At 54.8% G+C, this 19,798-nt stretch carries 21 protein-coding genes; 12 read left to right on the top strand and 9 right to left on the bottom strand.

Features of this window, described 5'->3' with window-relative positions:
• Positions 1–38: 38 nt before the first annotated feature.
• A complete protein-coding gene (gene tldD / locus ABTW00_RS02485; RefSeq protein ID WP_163446529.1) occupies positions 39–1,484 on the top strand; it encodes a metalloprotease TldD in 1,446 nt (481 codons plus the stop codon).
• 52 nt (positions 1,485–1,536) lie between these two features.
• Here tldD and ABTW00_RS02490 read toward each other — a convergent pair whose 3' ends face one another.
• Positions 1,537–2,151 carry a YagU family protein gene (locus ABTW00_RS02490; protein WP_064541756.1) on the bottom strand — a complete coding sequence of 205 codons (615 nt, stop codon included), beginning with the start codon at positions 2,149–2,151 and terminating at the stop codon, positions 1,537–1,539.
• Positions 2,152–2,392: 241 nt separating this feature from the next.
• A complete protein-coding gene (gene aaeR, locus ABTW00_RS02495) occupies positions 2,393–3,319 on the bottom strand; it encodes an HTH-type transcriptional activator AaeR (RefSeq protein ID WP_064541759.1) in 927 nt (308 codons plus the stop codon).
• Between the two features lie 129 nt (positions 3,320–3,448).
• Here aaeR and aaeX point away from each other — a divergent pair, with 129 nt between their 5' ends.
• From aaeX to aaeB, 3 genes are read left to right on the top strand one after another with little or no spacing between them, the layout of a single operon-like run.
• Complete coding sequence (gene aaeX / locus ABTW00_RS02500) at positions 3,449–3,652, top strand: p-hydroxybenzoic acid efflux pump operon protein AaeX (RefSeq protein ID WP_064541762.1); 204 nt, start codon at positions 3,449–3,451, stop codon at positions 3,650–3,652.
• 7 nt (positions 3,653–3,659) lie between these two features.
• Positions 3,660–4,592: a p-hydroxybenzoic acid efflux pump subunit AaeA gene (aaeA, locus tag ABTW00_RS02505; protein WP_064541765.1), complete on the top strand. Its 933-nt coding sequence runs from the start codon at positions 3,660–3,662 to the stop codon at positions 4,590–4,592.
• 5 nt (positions 4,593–4,597) lie between these two features.
• Positions 4,598–6,565, top strand: coding sequence for a p-hydroxybenzoic acid efflux pump subunit AaeB (gene aaeB, locus ABTW00_RS02510; protein WP_065356168.1), 1,968 nt, complete (start codon positions 4,598–4,600; stop codon positions 6,563–6,565).
• A 33-nt stretch (positions 6,566–6,598) separates the two neighbouring features.
• On the opposite strand, the gene ABTW00_RS02515 is transcribed toward aaeB, so the two are convergent.
• Complete coding sequence (locus ABTW00_RS02515; protein WP_433638664.1) at positions 6,599–7,972, bottom strand: CoA transferase; 1,374 nt, start codon at positions 7,970–7,972, stop codon at positions 6,599–6,601.
• 104 nt (positions 7,973–8,076) lie between these two features.
• Between ABTW00_RS02515 and ABTW00_RS02520 the strand changes: the two genes are divergently transcribed.
• Together ABTW00_RS02520 and ABTW00_RS02525 are read left to right on the top strand one after the other, a co-directional pair.
• Positions 8,077–9,531 (top strand): NAD-dependent succinate-semialdehyde dehydrogenase, encoded by a 1,455-nt coding sequence (locus tag ABTW00_RS02520; protein ID WP_433638666.1) that lies wholly within the window; start codon positions 8,077–8,079, stop codon positions 9,529–9,531.
• Positions 9,532–9,557: 26 nt separating this feature from the next.
• Positions 9,558–9,833 carry a barstar family protein gene (locus tag ABTW00_RS02525; protein ID WP_064541777.1) on the top strand — a complete coding sequence of 92 codons (276 nt, stop codon included), beginning with the start codon at positions 9,558–9,560 and terminating at the stop codon, positions 9,831–9,833.
• Positions 9,834–9,885: 52 nt separating this feature from the next.
• On the opposite strand, the gene yhcN-B is transcribed toward ABTW00_RS02525, so the two are convergent.
• From yhcN-B to argR, 3 genes are all read right to left on the bottom strand, one after another.
• Positions 9,886–10,152, bottom strand: coding sequence for a DUF1471 family stress response protein YhcN-B (gene yhcN-B / locus ABTW00_RS02530; protein WP_064541780.1), 267 nt, complete (start codon positions 10,150–10,152; stop codon positions 9,886–9,888).
• A 119-nt stretch (positions 10,153–10,271) separates the two neighbouring features.
• The gene (gene yhcN, locus ABTW00_RS02535) at positions 10,272–10,535 is read right to left on the bottom strand and encodes a peroxide/acid stress response protein YhcN (RefSeq protein ID WP_065356166.1); all 264 of its coding nucleotides are present in this window, start codon (positions 10,533–10,535) and stop codon (positions 10,272–10,274) included.
• Positions 10,536–10,910: 375 nt separating this feature from the next.
• Entirely contained in the window at positions 10,911–11,381 is a 471-nt protein-coding gene (gene argR, locus ABTW00_RS02540; protein ID WP_035891195.1) for a transcriptional regulator ArgR, read from the bottom strand.
• A gap of 444 nt (positions 11,382–11,825) precedes the next feature.
• Here argR and mdh point away from each other — a divergent pair, with 444 nt between their 5' ends.
• The gene (gene mdh / locus ABTW00_RS02545; RefSeq protein WP_064541787.1) at positions 11,826–12,764 is read left to right on the top strand and encodes a malate dehydrogenase; all 939 of its coding nucleotides are present in this window, start codon (positions 11,826–11,828) and stop codon (positions 12,762–12,764) included.
• Positions 12,765–12,821: 57 nt separating this feature from the next.
• Here mdh and degS read toward each other — a convergent pair whose 3' ends face one another.
• From degS to zapG, 3 genes are all read right to left on the bottom strand, one after another.
• The gene (degS, locus tag ABTW00_RS02550) at positions 12,822–13,889 is read right to left on the bottom strand and encodes an outer membrane-stress sensor serine endopeptidase DegS (RefSeq protein WP_064541790.1); all 1,068 of its coding nucleotides are present in this window, start codon (positions 13,887–13,889) and stop codon (positions 12,822–12,824) included.
• Positions 13,890–13,979: 90 nt separating this feature from the next.
• Positions 13,980–15,356: a serine endoprotease DegQ gene (degQ, locus tag ABTW00_RS02555; protein WP_064541797.1), complete on the bottom strand. Its 1,377-nt coding sequence runs from the start codon at positions 15,354–15,356 to the stop codon at positions 13,980–13,982.
• Positions 15,357–15,494: 138 nt separating this feature from the next.
• Complete coding sequence (gene zapG, locus ABTW00_RS02560; RefSeq protein WP_064541800.1) at positions 15,495–15,893, bottom strand: Z-ring associated protein ZapG; 399 nt, start codon at positions 15,891–15,893, stop codon at positions 15,495–15,497.
• 198 nt (positions 15,894–16,091) lie between these two features.
• Between zapG and zapE the strand changes: the two genes are divergently transcribed.
• The 5 genes from zapE (at position 16,092) to sspB (ending at position 19,785) form a co-directional block, all read left to right on the top strand.
• Positions 16,092–17,216, top strand: a complete 1,125-nt coding sequence (gene zapE, locus ABTW00_RS02565) for a cell division protein ZapE (protein ID WP_064541803.1) — start codon at positions 16,092–16,094, stop codon at positions 17,214–17,216.
• Between the two features lie 290 nt (positions 17,217–17,506).
• Positions 17,507–17,935 carry a 50S ribosomal protein L13 gene (gene rplM, locus ABTW00_RS02570; RefSeq protein ID WP_064541805.1) on the top strand — a complete coding sequence of 143 codons (429 nt, stop codon included), beginning with the start codon at positions 17,507–17,509 and terminating at the stop codon, positions 17,933–17,935.
• Positions 17,936–17,950: 15 nt separating this feature from the next.
• Entirely contained in the window at positions 17,951–18,343 is a 393-nt protein-coding gene (gene rpsI, locus ABTW00_RS02575; protein ID WP_000829815.1) for a 30S ribosomal protein S9, read from the top strand.
• A 298-nt stretch (positions 18,344–18,641) separates the two neighbouring features.
• Positions 18,642–19,280, top strand: a complete 639-nt coding sequence (gene sspA, locus ABTW00_RS02580; RefSeq protein ID WP_064541808.1) for a stringent starvation protein SspA — start codon at positions 18,642–18,644, stop codon at positions 19,278–19,280.
• Between the two features lie 4 nt (positions 19,281–19,284).
• A complete protein-coding gene (sspB, locus tag ABTW00_RS02585; protein ID WP_065356165.1) occupies positions 19,285–19,785 on the top strand; it encodes a ClpXP protease specificity-enhancing factor in 501 nt (166 codons plus the stop codon).
• Positions 19,786–19,798 lie beyond the last annotated feature (13 nt).

The following is a 19,798-nucleotide window of genomic DNA, read 5'->3' on the forward strand; positions in this document are numbered from 1 at the left end:
ATGCTGAAGGCTCGCGGGCATTAAAGAGTAGCGAAATAATGAGTCTAAACCTGGTAAGTGAACAATTGCTGGCGGCGAACGGCCTGAATCATCAGGACCTGTTTGCCATTCTTGGTCAACTCACGGAACGCCGTCTGGACTATGGCGATCTCTATTTTCAGTCCAGCTATCACGAATCCTGGGTTTTAGAAGACCGTATCATTAAAGACGGTTCCTACAATATCGACCAGGGCGTCGGTGTCCGTGCGGTCAGCGGCGAGAAAACCGGCTTTGCCTACGCCGATCAGATCAGTCTCCTGGCGCTGGAGCAGAGCGCACAGGCGGCACGAACCATCGTGCGTGATGCGGGCGATGGTAAGGTACAAACCCTGGGAGCGGTTGAACACCCGGCGCTGTACACCTCGCTGGATCCGCTACAAAGCATGACGCGCGAAGAGAAGCTGGATATTCTGCGCCGCGTTGACAGCGTCGCGCGTGCCGCAGACTCGCGCGTGCAGGAAGTCACCGCCAGTCTGACCGGCGTGTATGAGCTGATTCTGGTGGCGGCAACCGACGGTACGCTGGCGGCGGATGTTCGCCCGCTGGTGCGTTTGTCGGTTAGCGTGCAGGTGGAACAAGACGGTAAACGCGAGCGCGGCGCCAGCGGCGGCGGCGGTCGTTTTGGCTATGACTACTTCCTGGCCGACCTCGATGGCGAAGTCCGCGCTGATGCGTGGGCGAAAGAAGCCGTGCGTATGGCGCTGGTCAATCTGTCTGCGGTCGCTGCGCCAGCGGGTACGCTGCCTGTTGTGCTCGGAGCGGGCTGGCCGGGCGTGCTGCTGCACGAAGCAGTAGGCCACGGTCTGGAAGGCGACTTCAACCGTCGCGGTACCTCGGTCTTCAGCGGGCAGATGGGCCAACTGGTGGCGTCTGAGCTGTGTACGATTGTGGATGACGGCACGATCGGCGACCGTCGCGGTTCCGTCGCGATTGACGATGAAGGCGTGCCGGGCCAGTACAACGTCCTGATTGAGAACGGTATCCTGAAAGGTTACATGCAGGACAAGCTCAACGCACGCCTGATGGGCGTGGCGCCCACCGGTAACGGGCGTCGTGAATCCTACGCGCATCTGCCGATGCCGCGCATGACCAACACCTACATGCTGGCAGGCAAATCTACGCCGCAGGAAATTATTGAATCCGTTGAGTACGGTCTGTATGCGCCGAACTTCGGCGGTGGCCAGGTGGATATTACCTCCGGGAAGTTCGTCTTCTCCACTTCGGAAGCCTACCTGATTGAAAACGGTAAGGTGACTAAGCCGGTGAAAGGGGCCACGCTGATTGGTTCCGGTATCGAAACCATGCAGCAGGTGTCTATGGTCGGTAACGACCTGAAGCTGGATAACGGCGTCGGCGTTTGTGGTAAAGAAGGCCAGAGCCTGCCGGTTGGCGTTGGCCAGCCGACGCTGAAGGTGGATAACCTGACCGTGGGCGGCACGGCCTGACCTGAACGGTGATAGGCATGAATGGCGCGACGCCTGCAGTCGCGCCATTTTTTTAGCGTAAATGATCCAGCGGGATCTCGGGGTCCGGCTCGTGAGTGATGCGGTTACGTAAATCACGACGAATGATTTCAATAGACCAGAACCAGATCAGGTGCCCCACGATTTCGGAGACGTGCTCGTACCAGGGAAGCTCAAAAAGCGGCGGCGTTAATCCCATTAATGGGAATGAGATCATGTGGACGAAAAGTTGGGCTAAGGCGCCGGCAAGCAGACCCTGCCAGAGTTTAATTTTGGGGAAGACTTCCGCGACTACGCAATAGCCAACAGCGAAGACGATAGAAAAAATAATATGCGTGACGCCAACCCAGTTAAATATATGACCAGCAAATGTGTATACCACCGCATTAGGATCGGCAACACCTAACCAATCGCGTAGAAATACATAGGGAGGGTTCAGGAAATTGCGCGAACAATCAATTTGACCGGCCGCTCTGATCAATTGTTCCGGCCCGCATGCGCTGCTAAATAAATCAGTAGGGCTACGTGGAGGCAGCGGAACTTCTGCACCCCATTTAACGAAGGCCGAGACAATCCCAGCGATTAAACCAATGAAAGCGGCGAGTCCATAGCGCCGGCGTGAAGGCGGCGTCATTTCAAATAGATTCATACATGGCCCTTGTCTAAAGTAATCCTGAATATTGCACGCTTATTGTTTATATCTGTAACTAATATAATAGTCTCAATTTCAGATATGAATAATAAGATAGGTGACGCTCGCCGGTAGTGTCAATTCGCTAATCTTGATAGTCCAAAGATGGATATTTTAGATTAGCGATAACGATGTTGAGACTATATTCAGATAAAGCATATCTATAGTCTTTTTTAATGTTTAAAGTGATATCCCAGCACTACTCTTTCCTTCTTCCGCGCATTCCCTGAAATAAGTCCGCCACTTCGACAAAATACTCGGTCAGATAGTTGATACAGACTTGCACTTTTAGCGGCAGCTTGTCTTTCTCGGTATACAGGGCATACACCGGCCGGGGATCGGACTGATAACGCGGGAAGAGAATTTCTACCTCCCCGCGGTTGATCTCCTCGATTACCCACATCAGGGGCACATAGGCCAGCCCTGCTCCTGCCGAAAGCCAGCGGGTGAGAGTCATCGGATCGTTGGTGACAAAACGTCCTTGAGGGATGAGGCGCGTGGAAATGCCCTCCGGGGCAACCAGCTCGAATTCGTTATCTGGCCGAACGCTGTACTCCAGCCACGAATGATTGGCGAGGTCGGCAGGTTTTTCCGGTACTCCCGCCTGTTGCAGGTAGCTTTTCGCGGCGCACACCACCATCGGCATCGCGCCTAACCGACGTGAAAAGAGGCTCGAATCCTGTAAGGATCCGACGCGGATAACCACATCAAGCCCATCGGCAATCAGGTCTGGCGCGGGAATGCCGGTGACCAGATTGACCGTTAACTCGGGATACTTTTTCAACATATCGGCGGTGATCCGTGCGAGAACATTTTGTGCCATAGTTGAAGAGCAGCCGATACGCAGCGTTCCAATCGGCGTGTTATTAAACGCGTAGAGCTGTTCGTGAACGTCCTGGACTTCGTGCAGCATGCGGCGGCAGCCCTGGTAATAGATTTTACCGGCTTCGGTGAGACCAATGCTTCGCGTACTGCGATTAAGCAGTTTGACCTGGAGCTCATCTTCCAGTTTAGAGACAGTCTGGCTGATGGAAGAGACGCTCATCTGTAGCTGTCTGGCCGCGGCAGTAAAGGAGCCATGCTCGACAACTTTGGCAAACACCGACATCCGTTTTAATCGTTCCATTGTTCACTCTGGCTTAAAAGTGATTTGCATCACACTATGTAGATAAGGCGATAACAGTTACGTTAATATACTGTTAGTTGCATAACTAAATCTTCAATCTCACCTGCATGCTAGTCTGGTAAGGTCAACATGAGCCTGTTTCCTGTCATCGTGATTTTCGGTCTCTCTTTTCCACCGATCTTCTTTGAGCTGCTGTTATCGCTCGCCATTTTTTGGGTGGTGCATCGAGTGCTGGTGCCAACCGGGATCTATGATTTTGTCTGGCATCCCGCGTTGTTCAACACTGCACTGTATTGCTGCCTGTTTTATTTGATATCACGTTTGTTCGTTTGAGGTAGATGTGAAAACACTAACAAGAAATATCTCCCGTACCGCTATTACGGTGATACTGGTCGTCCTGGCGTTCATCGCAATTTTCCGCGCCTGGGTCTATTACACCGAATCCCCCTGGACGCGAGACGCGCGCTTTAGCGCGGACGTGGTGGCTATCGCCCCCGATGTGTCGGGGCTGATTACCGGCGTTCAGGTAAAGGATAACCAACTGGTTAGCAAAAATCAGGTTCTGTTTGTGATTGACCAGCCGCGCTACCAGAAGGCGCTCGCCGAAGCAGAAGCCGATGTCTCCTACTACCAGGCGCTGGCTGAAGAGAAAAGCCGTGAGGCCGGGCGTCGTAACAAGCTGGGCATCAATGCAATGTCACGTGAGGAAATCGACCAGTCTAACAACGTGCTGCAAACCGTTCTGCACCAGTTAGCGAAGGCCCAGGCAACCCGCGATCTCGCGCGTCTTGACCTTGAGCGTACCGTTATTCGCGCGCCAGCAGACGGCTGGATAACCAACCTGAACGTTTATGCCGGTGAGTTTATCACCCGTGGTTCTACGGCGGTGGCGCTGGTCAAACAGCACTCCTTCTACGTGATGGCCTATCTTGAAGAGACCAAGCTGGAGCGCGTGCGTCCGGGCTACCGTGCGGAAATTACGCCGCTGGGCAGTAACCGCGTGTTGAAAGGCACCGTTGACAGTATGGCGGCGGGCGTCACCAACGCCAGCAGCAGCGTCGACAGTAAAGGGATGGCGACCGTTGATTCCAATCTGGAATGGGTACGCCTGGCCCAGCGCGTGCCGGTCCGTATTCATCTTGATGACGAACCGGGTAACCTGTGGCCGGCGGGTACGACCGCTACGGTGGTGATCACCGGTGAAAAAGACCGTGATGTCAGCCAGATGACGTTCTTCCAGAAACTGGCGCTGCGCCTGCGTGAATTCGGTTAATCGCCATGGGCATCTTCAGTATTGCCAACCAGCACATCCGCTTTGCCATTAAGCTGGCCTGCGCGGTGGTGCTGGCGCTGTTTGTCGGTTTTCACTTTCAGCTTGAAACCCCGCGCTGGGCGGTACTCACCGCCGCGCTGGTAGCCGCCGGTCCGGCCTTTGCCGCGGGTGGTGAACCCTACGCGGGGGCGATTCGTTACCGTGGGATGCTGCGTATTGTTGGTACTTTTATCGGCTGTATTGCCGCGCTGGTGATTATTATCACCATGATCCGCGCGCCGCTGCTGATGCTGCTGGTGTGCAGCATTTGGGCCGGTTTCTGTACCTGGATCTCGTCGCTGGTGCGCGTCGAGAACTCCTACGCCTGGGGGCTTTCCGGCTATACGGCGCTGATTATCGTTATTACGATTCAGGCCGAACCGCTATTAACGCCACAGTTCGCGGTAGAGCGCTGCAGCGAGATCGTGATCGGTATTGTCTGCGCGATCGTCGCCGATCTGCTCTTCTCTCCGCGTTCGATCAAAAAAGAGATCGATAACGAATTAGATTCGATGCTCATCGATCAATACCGCCTGATGCAGCTGTGCATTAAACACGGTGACAGCGATGAAATGGATCGTGCCTGGCTTGCGCTGGTGCGCCGCGCTACCGCGCTGGAAGGCATGCGTAGCAACCTGAATATGGAGTCATCACGCTGGACGCGCGCTAACCGTCGCCTGAAAGCGCTGAATACCGTCTCGCTGACGATGATTACCCAGGCCGTTGAAACGTTTATCATGCAGAATTCGCGTCCGGAGCTGGTGACAGACGCCTACCGCGAGCTATTTGAGGAGCCGGTAGAGACGGTGCAGGATGTACATCGTCAGCTTAAGCGCATGCGTCGCGTGCTGGCGTGGACCGGCGAACACGACACGCCGGTCACCATCTACAGTTGGGTCGGTGCGGCCACGCGCTATTTGCTACTCAGACGCGGTGTGGTTGGCAACGCCAAAATCAGCGCCCGCGAAGAAGAAATTCTGCAAAGCGAAGTGGTGGTGAGGCCGGAATCCGCCGAACGTCATCATGCGATGGTCAACTTCTGGCGTACCACGGTCTCCTGCGCGTTGGGCATCTTATTCTGGCTATGGACCGGCTGGACTTCAGGTAGCGGGGCGATGGTGATGATCGCCGTGGTGACCTCTCTGGCGATGCGTCTTCCCAATCCGCGCATGGTCGCGATTGACTTCCTCTACGGGACGATCGCCGCTTTGCCGATCGGTGCGCTCTATTTCCTGGTGATCATGCCCGCCACCCAGCAAAGTATGTTCCTGCTGTGTCTGAGCCTGGCGGTGATGTGCTTCTTTATCGGCATTGAGGTGCAGAAACGGCGGCTGGGTTCGCTTGGCGCGCTGGCCAGTACCATCAACATTCTGGTGCTGGATAACCCGATGACTTTCCACTTCAGCCAGTTTCTCGACAGCGCGCTGGGGCAGATTGTCGGCTGCTTTATGGCGCTGATCGTTATTCTGCTGATTCGCGATAACTCGCGCTTGCGCACTGGGCGTGTGTTGCTGAACCAGTTTGTGTTTGCCGCCGTCTCGGCGATGACCACCAATATGGCGCGGCGCAAAGAGAACCATCTGCCGGCGTTGTATCAGCAGCTCTTTTTACTGTTGAACAAGTTTCCCGGTGATGTCGCTAAGTTCCGCCTGGCGCTGACGCTTATCATTGCGCACCAGCGCCTGCGCGACGCGCCGATTCCAGTCAATGACGATCTGTCGGCTTTCCACCGCCAGTTGCGCCGCACCGCCGATAAGGTGATTTCGGCCAGCAGCGACGATAAACGCCATTACTACTTCTCGCGGTTGCTGGACGAATTAAGCGTTTATCAGGATAAGCTTCGCGTCTGGGAAGCGCCTGAGCAGGTGACGCAGCCGGTTGAACGGCTGGTGGCGATGCTGCATAAGTATCAGAGCGCTTTAACCATCAATTAGTCAACTTCCCGGGCCGAATAGACCCGGGAAGTTTTACCACCACGCGGCCTCGTGTGCCCCCAGCGGCATCGCGGGCAGCGAGAAGCGCATCGGCGTGTGCGCCAACGACAGCGCGCTATTGAAGTAGCGCAGTTCGCCAAATGGCCCCTGTTCCACAGCCATACCGCCCGCGATGGCTTGAACATCCGGTGGCGGTACGTGACGCCATTCCGCCAGGCTTCCCAGCTCCTGTAGCCACGTTGCCGTTCGGCACAGCGACACATCCACCTGCCATGCGCCGCCTTCGTGACGCTGACGCTCCAGCGCCATCAACACACCAAGTGTTGCCAGGTAGCCGCTCAAATAGTCGTTGGGATAGGTTGGCCCCAACTGCGGCTGGCCCGCTTCGCCCTGTGCCACCGCCATTCCCGTTATCGTTTGAGCCAGTTGTTCAAACCCAGGGCGATCTTTCCATGGCCCCCGATGACCGTAGCAGTTCAGGTTCACGGTGATAATGTGCGGATTGTTGTGCGCCATTTCTTCATTGCTGAGACCATAGCGGGCGAGCGCGCCTGGGCGATAGCTCTGCACAAACACGTCACCCTCACGCACCAGCAGCGCCGCTCGCCTTGCCCCATCGGCGCTGGACAGCTCGAGGTAGGCGTTGCGTTTGCCGTGGTTGGTATCGACGTCAAACGGCAGAATACGTGGGCGATAGGGAGATGAGATATGCAGTACGTCAGCGCCCATCTGCGCCAGCCCGCGCGTGGCGGTCGGCCCGGCAATCACATGCGTGAAGTCCAGCACCCGCAGCGACTGAAGAACCCGCTCGTGACCGTACTGGCGAGGTTTGGGGGGGCTGTCTGTCAGACGCGTAAGGCGGATCAGCGGCTCCCGGCTGACCGCCTGCCCCTGTGGATGCGCCAGCCATTCATCATGACTACGGGCGATTGCCGCGCACAGCCCGGCGCGGGCGATCGTCTCTTCGAGCGCCTCGGCCTCCCACTTCGCTACCGCCTGTGCCACTCTGGCGCGATTATTCGGTACATCGAGGATATCGAGAATACCGTCACGCAGCCGCGGGTAGCCGCCATGGAGGAAAATCCAGCGGTTGTCCTGGGTGAGGTAGAAATCGGTAGTGGGATAGTCGGGATCGTTGTACTGCCAGTTATATCCGTTCTGTTGCTGAAAGGTCACCGCATGAGTCGATGCGGCAGCGCAGCGGACATCGACGTGAATGTCCTGCTGGGTACCTCTCAGCACGTCCAGCATAATCCCCTGCAGCGCCAGTATTGATGCGGCGGCGTCACCGATGGCAAACGGCGTGGGATAAATTGGCCCACAGCTGCTTAACGTCACTTTATTCGTAGCGAAATGCGCCAAACCGAGTTCCTGGCGCAGCTTATTGAAAACAGGATATTCACTCATCACAGCACGCTTCCCCGTCATTAATGCGACTTTCGTTATTCTGGCAACTATTGCCGTAAAAGCGATAGCTATACTTAACTGGAAACACTTTTCAGGAGGGTGTAATGACCACGCAAGCGCTACAGGACAATGACCTTTTTCAAACAGGCTATCTGGTAAATGGCGAATGGCGCCATCTCGATACCACCTTTGACGTGCTGAACCCGGCTACGGGTGAGGTGGTAGCAAAGGTGGTGAAGGCCGGGAGGCATGAGACCGAGCAGGCGATTGCCGCCGCGGCAAAAGCGTTCCCACAGTGGCGGGCAAAAACGGCGAAAGCGCGCTCGGAGCTGCTGTATCGCTGGTATCAGCTGATAATTGAAAATAAAAGCTGGCTGGCGCGTCTGATGACCATTGAACAAGGCAAACCGCTGAAAGAGGCGGAAGGCGAGGTGGATTACGCGGCAAGTTTTATCCAGTGGTTTGCGGAACAGGGTAAGCGGGCAAATGGGGAGATCATTCCCCCGGCTAAACCCGGCTCGCGCATTCTGGCGACGCGTGAACCGATTGGCGTGGTGGCAGCTATCACGCCGTGGAACTTCCCGATGGCGATGCTGACCCGTAAGCTTGGCCCGGCGCTGGCCGCGGGGTGTACCGGGGTAATTAAGCCTGCCAATAACACGCCGCTCTGCGCCTTCGCGCTGCTGGCGCTGGCGAAGAAGGCGGGGATCCCTGATGGCGTGTTGAATGCCGTTGCGGGCAATACGCAGGAGATCAGTGACGCCATTATGGCGAGTCACGATGTGCGTAAAATCTCCTTTACCGGCTCGACGTCAGTGGGGAAAACGCTGGTGCGTAACGCAACGGAAACGATGAAGAAAGTGTCGATGGAGCTGGGGGGCAATGCGCCCTATATCGTGTTTGAGGATGCGGATATCGACGCGGCGGTACAGGGGGCGGTAGCGAATAAATTCCGCAACGCCGGGCAGGTGTGCGTCAGCGTGAACCGTTTTTATATTCACGATAGTGTCTACGATCGTTTCACCAGCCAGCTTGCCGCTGCCGTGAAACCGCTGAAAGTCGGCAACGGTCTGGATGATGGCGTGGTCGTTGGCCCGCTGATTGAAGCGGCGGCAGTGAAAAAAGTGCGTGAGCACGTAGAAGACGCCGTCTCGAAGGGGGCGAAGGTGCTGGCTGGCGGGCAGCCTCACGAGCTGGGGGGCAACTTCTGGCAGCCGACGGTGCTGGGCGACTGTCAGGAACAGATGCTGCTGGCGCAGGAAGAGACGTTTGGCCCGTTGGCGGCGTGCTTCCGCTTCCACGATGAGGATGATGTTATTCACCGGGCGAATGATACGCCCTACGGCCTGGCCGCCTATTTCTACACGCAAAACCTGTCTCGCGTGTTCCGCGTTTCACAGGCGTTAGAGAGTGGGATGATCGGTATTAACGAATGTGCCGTATCGACTGAGCTGGGGCCGTTCGGCGGCGTTAAGGAGTCCGGGCTGGGGCGTGAAGGCTCGGTGCTGGGGCTGGAAGAGTACCTTGAGGTGAAAACGTTGCACATTGGGGGACTTTAGTTTTGCAGGATGGGAGAGGGCGTGAGATGAAAATCTATACTTTTGATTTTGATGAGATAGAGGATCAGGGCGATTTTTATCGGGAGTTCGCTCAACTCTTTGCCCTCGATCGTGAGTCGATTCGCGATTTAGATGCGCTTTGGGATGCGGTCACCGGCCCGCAAATGCCGTTACCGCTGGAGATCGAGTTCATCCATCTCAACGACAAGCAGCGCCGTCGCTATGGGGCGTTGATTCTGCTGTTTGATGAAGCAGAAGAAGAGCTGGAAGGGATGCTGCGTTTTAACGTTCAGCGGGCATAAAAAAGCCCTCGCATAAGGGCGAGGGCAAGTCGTCGGACAAGACGACGAGGGTTTATTTGTACAGCTCAGCCGTAGCGTGCCAATGGTCGCCGGTACGGGCTTCAATAATGCGGTAGCTGCTGGCGCCTTGTTTTTCGGCTTTAGCGGCTAATGCGCTGCGCATATCCATCGGGTCGCTACCGATCTGAGAAACAGAAACGGTGCCGACGGATTGCAGATTCTGTGCCTGCTCCGCGTTAACCTGTTGCACTGCGGCGCTTGCGCCGAAGGACAGAACGGATGCCAGACCAAGGGATGCGATGATCATTGCGCTTTTCATAATGTTTTACTCCTCACCATATTCTTCATTCTTCAGCGGTGAGAGGATGTTCTTTCTGATTCCTGGGACCGCTGGGTATTTAACTTTTCTACACTGCCGACGTGCTGCCTGATGCGAACTTATTTGTACAGTTCAGCCGTTGCGTGCCAATGAGCGCCGGTACGCGCTTCAATGATGCGATAGGATGATGCACCTTGTTCTTCCGCTTTTTTGTTCAGCATTTCGTGCATATCCATCGGAGATGAACCGACGGAACCGATGGAAACGGTGCCGATTGACTGACGGCTTTGTGCTTGATCGCTGCTGATAGAGTCAGCGGCAAACGCACCGAAAGAGATAACGGAAAGGATGCTCAGAGCGGCAACAGTTGTTTTGATTTTCATGATACTCACCTCGTCGAATTTTTTTGGAAGGTCTTTGTTTTGTGACCCTCATCACGAAATTAAGTATACACTAATCACCTAAAATATTAATACCCAGCTAATTGTTTCGCGTGTAATTAGGTGTCAAAAATCGTCATTTTTAGAACATATATGTATAAAAAAATACATATTTCGGTAAAGTTAAGTGTTAATTGTGATGATAATCAATTAGATATGATAATTTGATATTTTGTGCGGTTATGAATAGATATATTCACTGGATCTATGATTCTGACCAGAAAATCGCACTTAATGTTAACGAGACGGGAGTGAAACGTAGGGAAATTTGCCTTTAAAGCAGCTCCTCTGGTGGGCCAGAGGAGAAAGGAAGAGGGATTACAGCTCCTGTTCGAACAGAACCTGGATGGCCTCGTAGAGATCTTTAACGGTGAACCCGCGTGCCGGCGTGGTGAAAATCGTGTCGTCACCGGCAATACTGCCGAGGATGCCTTCCGCTTTACCCAGTGAGTCCAGCAGGCGGGCAATCAGCTGTGCAGCGCCGGGGCTGGTATGGATAACCACAACGGCATCGTTGTAATCAATATCCAGTACCAGATTTTTCAGCGGGCTGGTGGTGGTCGGCACGCCCAGCTCGGCTGGCAGGCAGTAAACCATTTCCATTTTGGCGTTGCGGGTACGCACGGCGCCAAACTTGGTCAGCATACGAGAAACTTTGGACTGGTTAATATTATCGAAACCTTCTTCCTGCAAGGCCTGAACAATTTCGCCCTGAGAGCTAAATTTTTCTTCCTTCAGTAATGCTTTAAAGGCTTTAACTAATTCTTCTTGTTTAGTTGAACTTCGCATAAGTCACCCGAGTATGGTGGTGAAATTGACATTATTATGCATATAGGTGAATTTTTATGCAAAATAATTTACTACAGAGGCTAAGCCAAATAGAGAAAGGGCGGATTTTAGCAAAAATTAGACCTAAGAAACATGCCTATATCACGGGATCCAAATAAGTTAAAAGTAAATGAAATGTTATTAAATTGCTGTTGTTTTACGCAACATGCTGAGTATATTGTAATCGATAGTTGATGAAAATTTGGTTTCGTAGAAAGGCCTTTTTCTGGGAGTAGTGCGGATGCTGTTGAATGGCCCGCATTCTGTAAGCAATTATATTGTAATTATTTACCTTGTGAATTAAGGTCGCCGCAATGGAGTAACAACTGGTATCTCCTGCGTTGGTTTATGCGGTCCACGACAGGTTGTTACCTGAAAGTCATTAACCATAATAAGGAGTTTAGGATGAAAGTCGCAGTCCTTGGTGCCGCCGGCGGTATTGGCCAGGCGCTTGCCCTACTACTAAAGACCCAACTGCCTTCAGGTTCAGAACTCTCTCTCTATGATATTGCCCCCGTCACGCCTGGTGTGGCTGTCGATCTCAGCCATATTCCGACTGATGTCAAAATCAAAGGTTTCTCCGGCGAAGACGCCACGCCCGCACTCGAAGGCGCTGATGTTGTCCTGATTTCTGCCGGTGTGGCCCGTAAGCCCGGTATGGATCGCTCCGATCTGTTTAACGTTAACGCCGGGATTGTCAAAAACCTGGTGCAGCAAATTGCCAAAACTGCCCCGAAAGCCTGTATTGGTATTATCACCAACCCGGTGAATACCACGGTGGCCATTGCCGCCGAAGTGCTGAAAAAGGCGGGCGTATACGACAAGAACAAACTGTTCGGCGTTACTACGCTGGATATCATCCGCTCCAACACCTTTGTGGCGGAGCTGAAAGGTAAAAGCGCTGGTGATGTGGAAGTGCCGGTTATCGGCGGCCACTCCGGGGTGACGATTCTGCCTTTATTATCGCAAATTTCCGGCGTGAGCTTCTCCGATCAGGAAGTGAACGACCTGACCAAACGCATCCAGAACGCGGGCACCGAAGTGGTGGAAGCGAAAGCGGGTGGCGGCTCGGCTACGCTCTCCATGGGCCAGGCGGCGGCGCGTTTCGGCCTGTCTCTGGTTCGCGCCCTGCAGGGCGAGAAAGGCGTGGTTGAGTGCGCCTATGTGGAAGGTGACGGACAATACGCCCGTTTCTTCTCGCAGCCGCTGCTGTTAGGTAAAAACGGGATTGAAGAACGTCAGTCGATTGGCAAACTGAGCGCTTACGAACAGCAGGCGCTGGAAGGCATGCTCGATACGCTGAGAAAAGATATTCAGCTGGGTGAAGATTTTATTAATAAATAAGGCGTGACGCCTTAGACGTGACAAAGGGGCCAATGGCCCCTTTGCTTTTCACGCCGTTTAGTTCGACGCCGGATATTCCTGAATCGTCACCTGCATCGTCAGTTTCTTATCATCACGCATCACGACCACCGGAATGACCGATCCCGGACGAATCTCGGCGACCTGGTCCATGGTTTCCAGCGCGGAAATCGCCGGTTTGCCGTTGACCGAAATAATCACGTCGTTGTTCTGAATACCCGCCTGTGCCGCCGGGCCGTCCGGAGCTATCTCATTGACGACAATACCCTGAATCTGCTCAATGCCGCTGCCCTGTGAGTGCAGTGGCGCTATTTCACGCCCGCTGATGCCGATAAAGCCACGAATCACGCGTCCGTCACGAATCAGCTTATCCATAATTTTGGTCGCCAGCTGGAACGGAATGGCAAAACTCAGCCCTTCAGGAGTTTCACCGTCGTTACTCTTATCGAAAGAGAGGGTGTTAATGCCCATCAGCTCACCCAGCGAGTTGACCAGCGCACCGCCGGAGTTACCGTGGTTGATGGAGGCATCGGTCTGCAGAAAGTTCTGTCGACCGCTCGGGTTGAGGCCGATACGACCGGTCGCGCTGATAATCCCCTGAGTAATGGTCTGCCCGAGGTTGTAGGGGTTGCCGATGGCCAGCACCACGTCACCGATGTGCGGTGTGCGCTTCGGGTTAATGGGGATGACCGGCAGGCCGCCGGTGGCGTTGATTTTAAGGACCGCCAGATCGGTCAGGCTATCGGAGCCGACCAGCAGGGCTTCAAACACGCGACCATCCTGGAGGGCGACGATAATCTGATCGGCGTCGTTGATCACATGTTTGTTGGTAATAATGTAGCCGCGCTCGTCCATGATCACCCCGGAGCCGAGCGTTTTGATTTCCAGCTGATTATTGGTGTTGCTGTTCAGACTGCGGTTATAAACGTTCACCACCGCAGGGGCAGCGCGACGCACCGCAGTGTTATAGCTGGCGGGCGCTTCATCTGTACTGCTAAAGCGCTCGGTGGATAGTGGATTCCACTGACGCAAAGAAGGGACGGTGACAATGAGTATGCCGCCAACCAGTAAACCAAGTGCAACTGAACGTAAGAGCTTTACAAGCATGATACAGGCATCGTTGATGAGGAAACTGGACGAAGCATACCACGAGAGAAACCGGACATACATTCCAGGCTATGCCCGGTTTCTCGTGGATTAGCGCAGAAGCAGGTAAATGCTTTCATTACCGCGCATCACATTGAGCGCAATGACCGCCGGTTTGGCTTCAAGCACCTTGCGAAGTTCGGCGATGGACTGTGTCGGCTGGCGGTTGATCCCCACGATCACATCATCTTTATGCAAACCAATCTGCGCCGCAGGGCTCCCTTTTTCCACGTCAGAAATGACCACCCCTTTGGTACCGCTTTTCGCCTGGCCATCGCTGAGCGATGCGCCTTCCAGCGCTGGGATAATCAGCTGCGCGCTAGCGGTTGATGAGGTGCTCTTGTCCAACGTCACCTCCACTTCCAGCGGTTTGCCGTCGCGCAGCAGGCCCAATTTGACCTTCGAACCCGGCTCCGTGGTGGCGATGCGGGACCGCAGCTCGGCGAAACTATTCAGCGGCTTGCCGTTCAGGCTGGTAATCACGTCGCCGGATTTAATCCCTGCTTTTGCTGAACCGGAACCCGGCAGCACTTCGCTGACAAAGGCCCCGCGCTGCACATCGAGATTAAACGCTTTGGCGATGTCGGCGGTCATCTCCATACCGCGGATGCCGAGCAGGCCGCGTTTGATTTCACCAAATTGAATCAGCTGCTGGGCCAGGGTCTGCGCCATGTTGCTGGGGATAGCAAAGCCGATACCGACGCTGCCGCCACCGGGCGCCAGAATAGCGGTGTTAATTCCGATCAGCTCGCCGTTCAGGTTCAGCAGCGCGCCGCCAGAGTTACCGCGGTTGATGGCCGCATCGGTCTGAATGAAGTTCTCCAGCCCTTCCAGGTTGAGGCCGCTACGGCCCAGCGCCGAGACGATACCGGACGTGACGGTCTGCCCCAGGCCGAACGGGTTTCCGACGGCGACGGCGAAGTCGCCTACGCGCAGTTTGTCGGAGTCAGCGATGGCGATTTGCGTCAGATGGCTGGCTTTCTGGATTTGCAGCAGCGCGATGTCACTCTGGTCGTCGCTGCCGATAAGCTTCGCTTCAAATTCGCGGCCATCGTTCAACTGAACGCTGATTTTTTGCGCGTCGCTGATGACGTGATTGTTGGTCAGCACGTAACCTTTAATGGCATCAATAATGACGCCTGAGCCCAAACCTTCAAATTGTTGGGTGGGTTCATTGGCCGTGTTGCCGCCATCATCACCAAAGAATTTCTTGAGTTCGTCCGGCACCTGCTGATTGACAGGTGCCGTGCCTTCAACCTGAACGCTCACCACCGCAGGCAGCACTTTCTCCAGCATCGGCGCGAGGCTAGGCAGCGCGCCCTGGCCTGGAACCTGCGTCGGCAGCGACGCGAACACTGGCGCCGGAGCGGCGAGGGATAACCCAACGCTTAACGCCAATGCACTTAACAGTAAAGTTGATTTATTCATTGATGCTGGCCCTCATGACCCTGGATGCAAGAACACGACTTCCCGAAAAGACTGATGTTATTGAAGTAAATATAGACGGCGTAGGCAGAAGAGGACGGGCGCATGTCATGCGCCCGTAAAATATTTGTGGAATGCAGATTAATCGCGTTTTGCGCCGCTACGCAGCAGGCCGGATGCACCGTCGGAGTAGTCGCGCGGCATCTGTACCGGTGCCTGATCGTTACCGGCTTCGGACTCGGCCAGACGGTTACGGAACGGGTTGGCTTCTGCAGACATGCCCGGCAGCAGGTTGCTGGAGCTTTTCGCCATGTGCTGGTAGATCTGGCGATAGTCATCAGCCATGTTATCGAGCAGCTCGGCGCTGCGGGCGAAATGGCTGACCAGCTCTTCGCGGTACTCTTCCAGCTCGGCTTTGTTTTTCTCCAGCTCGTACTGCAACGCCTGCTGCTGGCGTAATTTACGATTACCAAAACGCATGGCTACGGCACCGATGATGATACCGACAACTAACCCAATTAGCGCGTATTCCCAGGTCATGAACATCTCCCATTGTTTTGTTGTTCCGTAGGGTATTGGCGGCTTCGGCAACTCCATGCCAGCGCCCGATAGTGCCACTATAACCGCTAATCCTGTAGAAGTGGAATCCTGACGCATCATCGCGTAGTGTAGAACGGACTTTTTTTAGTCAATCGTGAAGTAAGACATACCGGTTTTCAAAGGAATAACAATTAGATCATGCAAAGCCAGTCCCCCACATCGCGCTACCTTCAGGCCCTCGAGGAGGGCAGTCATCAACCTGACGATGTCCAGCGCGAGGCGGTAAACCGTCTCGATACCATTTACCAGGAACTCCAGCATAAAACGCCCGTCTCAGCCCCGGTCGGTGGCCTGCGTGCGCGTTTTGGCAAACTGCTCGGCAAGAAAGAGTCTGACGCGCCGAGCGCCGTACGCGGCCTTTATATGTGGGGCGGCGTGGGGCGCGGGAAAACCTGGCTAATGGATATGTTCTATCAAAGCCTGCCGGGCGAGCGGAAGCAGCGCCTGCACTTCCACCGCTTTATGTTACGGGTGCACGAAGAACTGGGCGCGCTCCAGGGGCATACGGACCCGTTGGAAATTGTGGCTGAACGCTTTAAAGCCGAGACCGACGTGCTGTGCTTCGATGAATTTTTTGTTTCCGATATTACCGATGCCATGCTCCTCGGCGGCCTGATGAAGGCGCTGTTCGCGCGCGGTATTACGCTGGTCGCGACCTCCAACATCCCGCCGGATGAACTGTATCGCAATGGGCTGCAGCGCGCGCGCTTCCTGCCGGCGATCGAGGCGATTAAAGAGCACTGCGATATCATGAATGTCGACGCGGGCATCGACTATCGTCTGCGTACGCTGACGCAGGCGCACCTGTGGCTCTCGCCGCTCAACGCAGAGACCCGCCAGCAGATGAATAAACTGTGGCTGGCGCTGGCGGGGACGCCGCAGATGAACCAGACCACGCTGGAGATTAACCACCGTCCGCTGCCCACCCTTGGCGTAGAAAACCAGACGCTGGCGGTCTCCTTTAATACTCTGTGCGTCGACGCACGCAGCCAGCACGACTACATTGCGCTGTCGCGTCTGTTCCACACCGTGATGTTGTTTGACGTGCCGGTGATGACGCCATTGCTCGAGAGTGAAGCGCGTCGCTTTATCGCGCTGGTGGACGAATTCTACGAGCGCCATGTGAAGCTGGTGGTGAGCGCCGAAGTCGAGTTGTACAACATCTATCAGGGCGAACGACTGAAATTTGAGTTCCAGCGCTGCCTGTCGCGTTTGCAGGAGATGCAGAGCGAAGAGTATCTGAAACGCCCGCACATGCCGTAAATGCCACCCTCTCCCCGTGGGAGAGGGGCTGGGGGTGAGGGCATCAGGCCGCACATCTTCAAACCCCGAAAAACCCGCAGCAAATCACATAAAGGGGTCGACCTTTGACCCCGACTTCTCTATAATCTTGCGACCCCACGTTACAAGAGAGTTTTTTTCCCAAAACTTTCTCTGCGCCGGCATAGGCTATTCGAAGGGGTAGGTTTGCTGGACAATGTCGTGTGAACCTCAACTGACTAAACGTTTGGGTGTTCACCAACGTGTAACTTATTTATTTGGGTAAGCTTTTAATGAAAACTTTTACAGCTAAACCAGAAACCGTAAAACGCGACTGGTATGTTGTTGACGCGACCGGTAAAACTCTGGGCCGTCTGGCTTCCGAACTGGCTCTGCGCCTGCGCGGTAAGCACAAAGCGGAATACACTCCGCACGTAGATACCGGTGATTACATCATCGTTCTGAACGCTGACAAAGTTGCTGTAACCGGCAACAAGCGTACTGACAAAGTGTACTATCACCACACCGGCCACATCGGTGGTATCAAAGAAGCGACCTTTGAAGAGATGATTGCTCGCCGTCCTGAGCGTGTGATTGAAATCGCGGTTAAAGGCATGCTGCCAAAAGGCCCGCTGGGTCGTGCTATGTTCCGTAAACTGAAAGTTTACGCTGGCAACGAGCACAACCACGCGGCACAGCAACCGCAAGTTCTTGACATCTAATCGGGATTATAGGCAATGGCTGAAAATCAATACTACGGCACTGGTCGCCGCAAAAGTTCCGCAGCTCGCGTTTTCATCAAACCGGGCAACGGCAAAATCGTTATCAACCAACGTTCTCTGGAACAGTACTTCGGTCGTGAAACTGCCCGCATGGTAGTTCGTCAGCCGCTGGAACTGGTCGACATGGTTGAGAAACTGGATCTGTACATCACCGTTAAAGGTGGTGGTATCTCTGGTCAGGCTGGTGCGATCCGTCACGGTATCACCCGCGCTCTGATGGAGTACGACGAGTCCCTGCGTGGCGAACTGCGTAAAGCTGGCTTCGTTACCCGTGATGCTCGTCAGGTTGAACGTAAGAAAGTCGGCCTGCGTAAAGCACGTCGTCGTCCGCAGTTCTCCAAACGTTAATTGCTTTCTGCTTCGGCAGACGACAATTTGCGAAAAAACCCGCTTCGGCGGGTTTTTTTATGCCCACTGAACGGGGGCTGACGCGCTCTTTTTCCGCTTTTCCGGAATCCCCTCACCACAAGTCGTTCAAAATCTGGTAGACTATCTTCCAATTTTCTGCCCAAATGCGCGCGATTGTTCATTTTTTGTTTAGTTTGTGAACGAGAATGTCGTTTAGCGTGTAGCTGAGGCTTGTCATCTGGCTAGCCGCCGTTGTGGCTGGTAGCAGTAAAAATTCTGAATATACCTGGAGGTTTTCATGGCTGTCGCTGCCAACAAACGTTCGGTAATGACGCTGTTTTCTGGTCCTACTGACATCTATAGCCATCAGGTCCGCATCGTGCTGGCTGAGAAGGGTGTCAGCTTTGAGATAGAGCACGTGGAAAAGGACAATCCACCGCAGGATCTGATTGACCTCAACCCGAATCAAAGCGTTCCGACACTCGTAGATCGTGAGCTGACGCTGTGGGAATCACGCATCATTATGGAATATCTTGATGAGCGTTTCCCGCACCCGCCGCTGATGCCGGTTTACCCGGTTGCACGTGGTGAAAGCCGCCTGTACATGCACCGTATCGAGAAAGACTGGTACTCACTGATGAACACCGTGATGACCGGTTCTGCCGCGCAGGCTGACGCCGCGCGTAAACAGCTGCGTGAAGAGCTGCTGGCGATCGCGCCGGTCTTCACCCAGAAGCCGTTCTTCCTGAGCGATGAATTCAGCATTGTCGATTGCTACCTGGCGCCGCTGCTGTGGCGTCTGCCGGTAATGGGCATTGAGCTGAGCGGTGCAGGCGCGAAAGAGCTGAAAGGCTATATGACGCGCGTATTCGAACGTGACTCTTTCCTCGCCTCCTTAACGGAAGCCGAGCGCGAAATGCGCCTTGGCCGGGGTTAACTGAATGGAAGTTTCGCAACTTTCTCCGCGCCGCCCGTATCTGCTGCGTGCATTCTATGAGTGGCTGCTGGACAACCAGCTAACGCCGCACCTGGTGGTAGATGTTATGCTGCCGGGCGTGAATGTGCCGATGGAATACGCGCGTGATGGGCAGATCGTGTTGAACATCGCGCCGCGTGCGGTGGGTAATCTTGAACTGGCCAACGATGAAGTGCGCTTCAATGCGCGCTTTGGCGGCGTGCCGCGTCAGGTTTCCGTTCCGTTGGCTGCCGTGCTGGCGATCTACGCCCGTGAGAACGGTGCCGGAACCATGTTTGAGCCAGAAGCCGCGTACGATGAAAATGTCGAAGGCTTCAACGACGACGAAGACGTGGAAAACGGCGCAAGCGAGACCGTGATGTCGGTGATTGATGGCAACAAGCCGGATAGCGACGACGGAGACGATCCCGACGATACGCCACCACCGCCTCGCGGCGGGCGTCCGGCGCTTCGCGTTGTGAAATAGAAAACAGGCCCGT

It is taken from the genome of Kluyvera georgiana, from assembly GCF_050990895.1.
In the GTDB taxonomy this organism is placed as follows: domain Bacteria; phylum Pseudomonadota; class Gammaproteobacteria; order Enterobacterales; family Enterobacteriaceae; genus Kluyvera; species Kluyvera georgiana.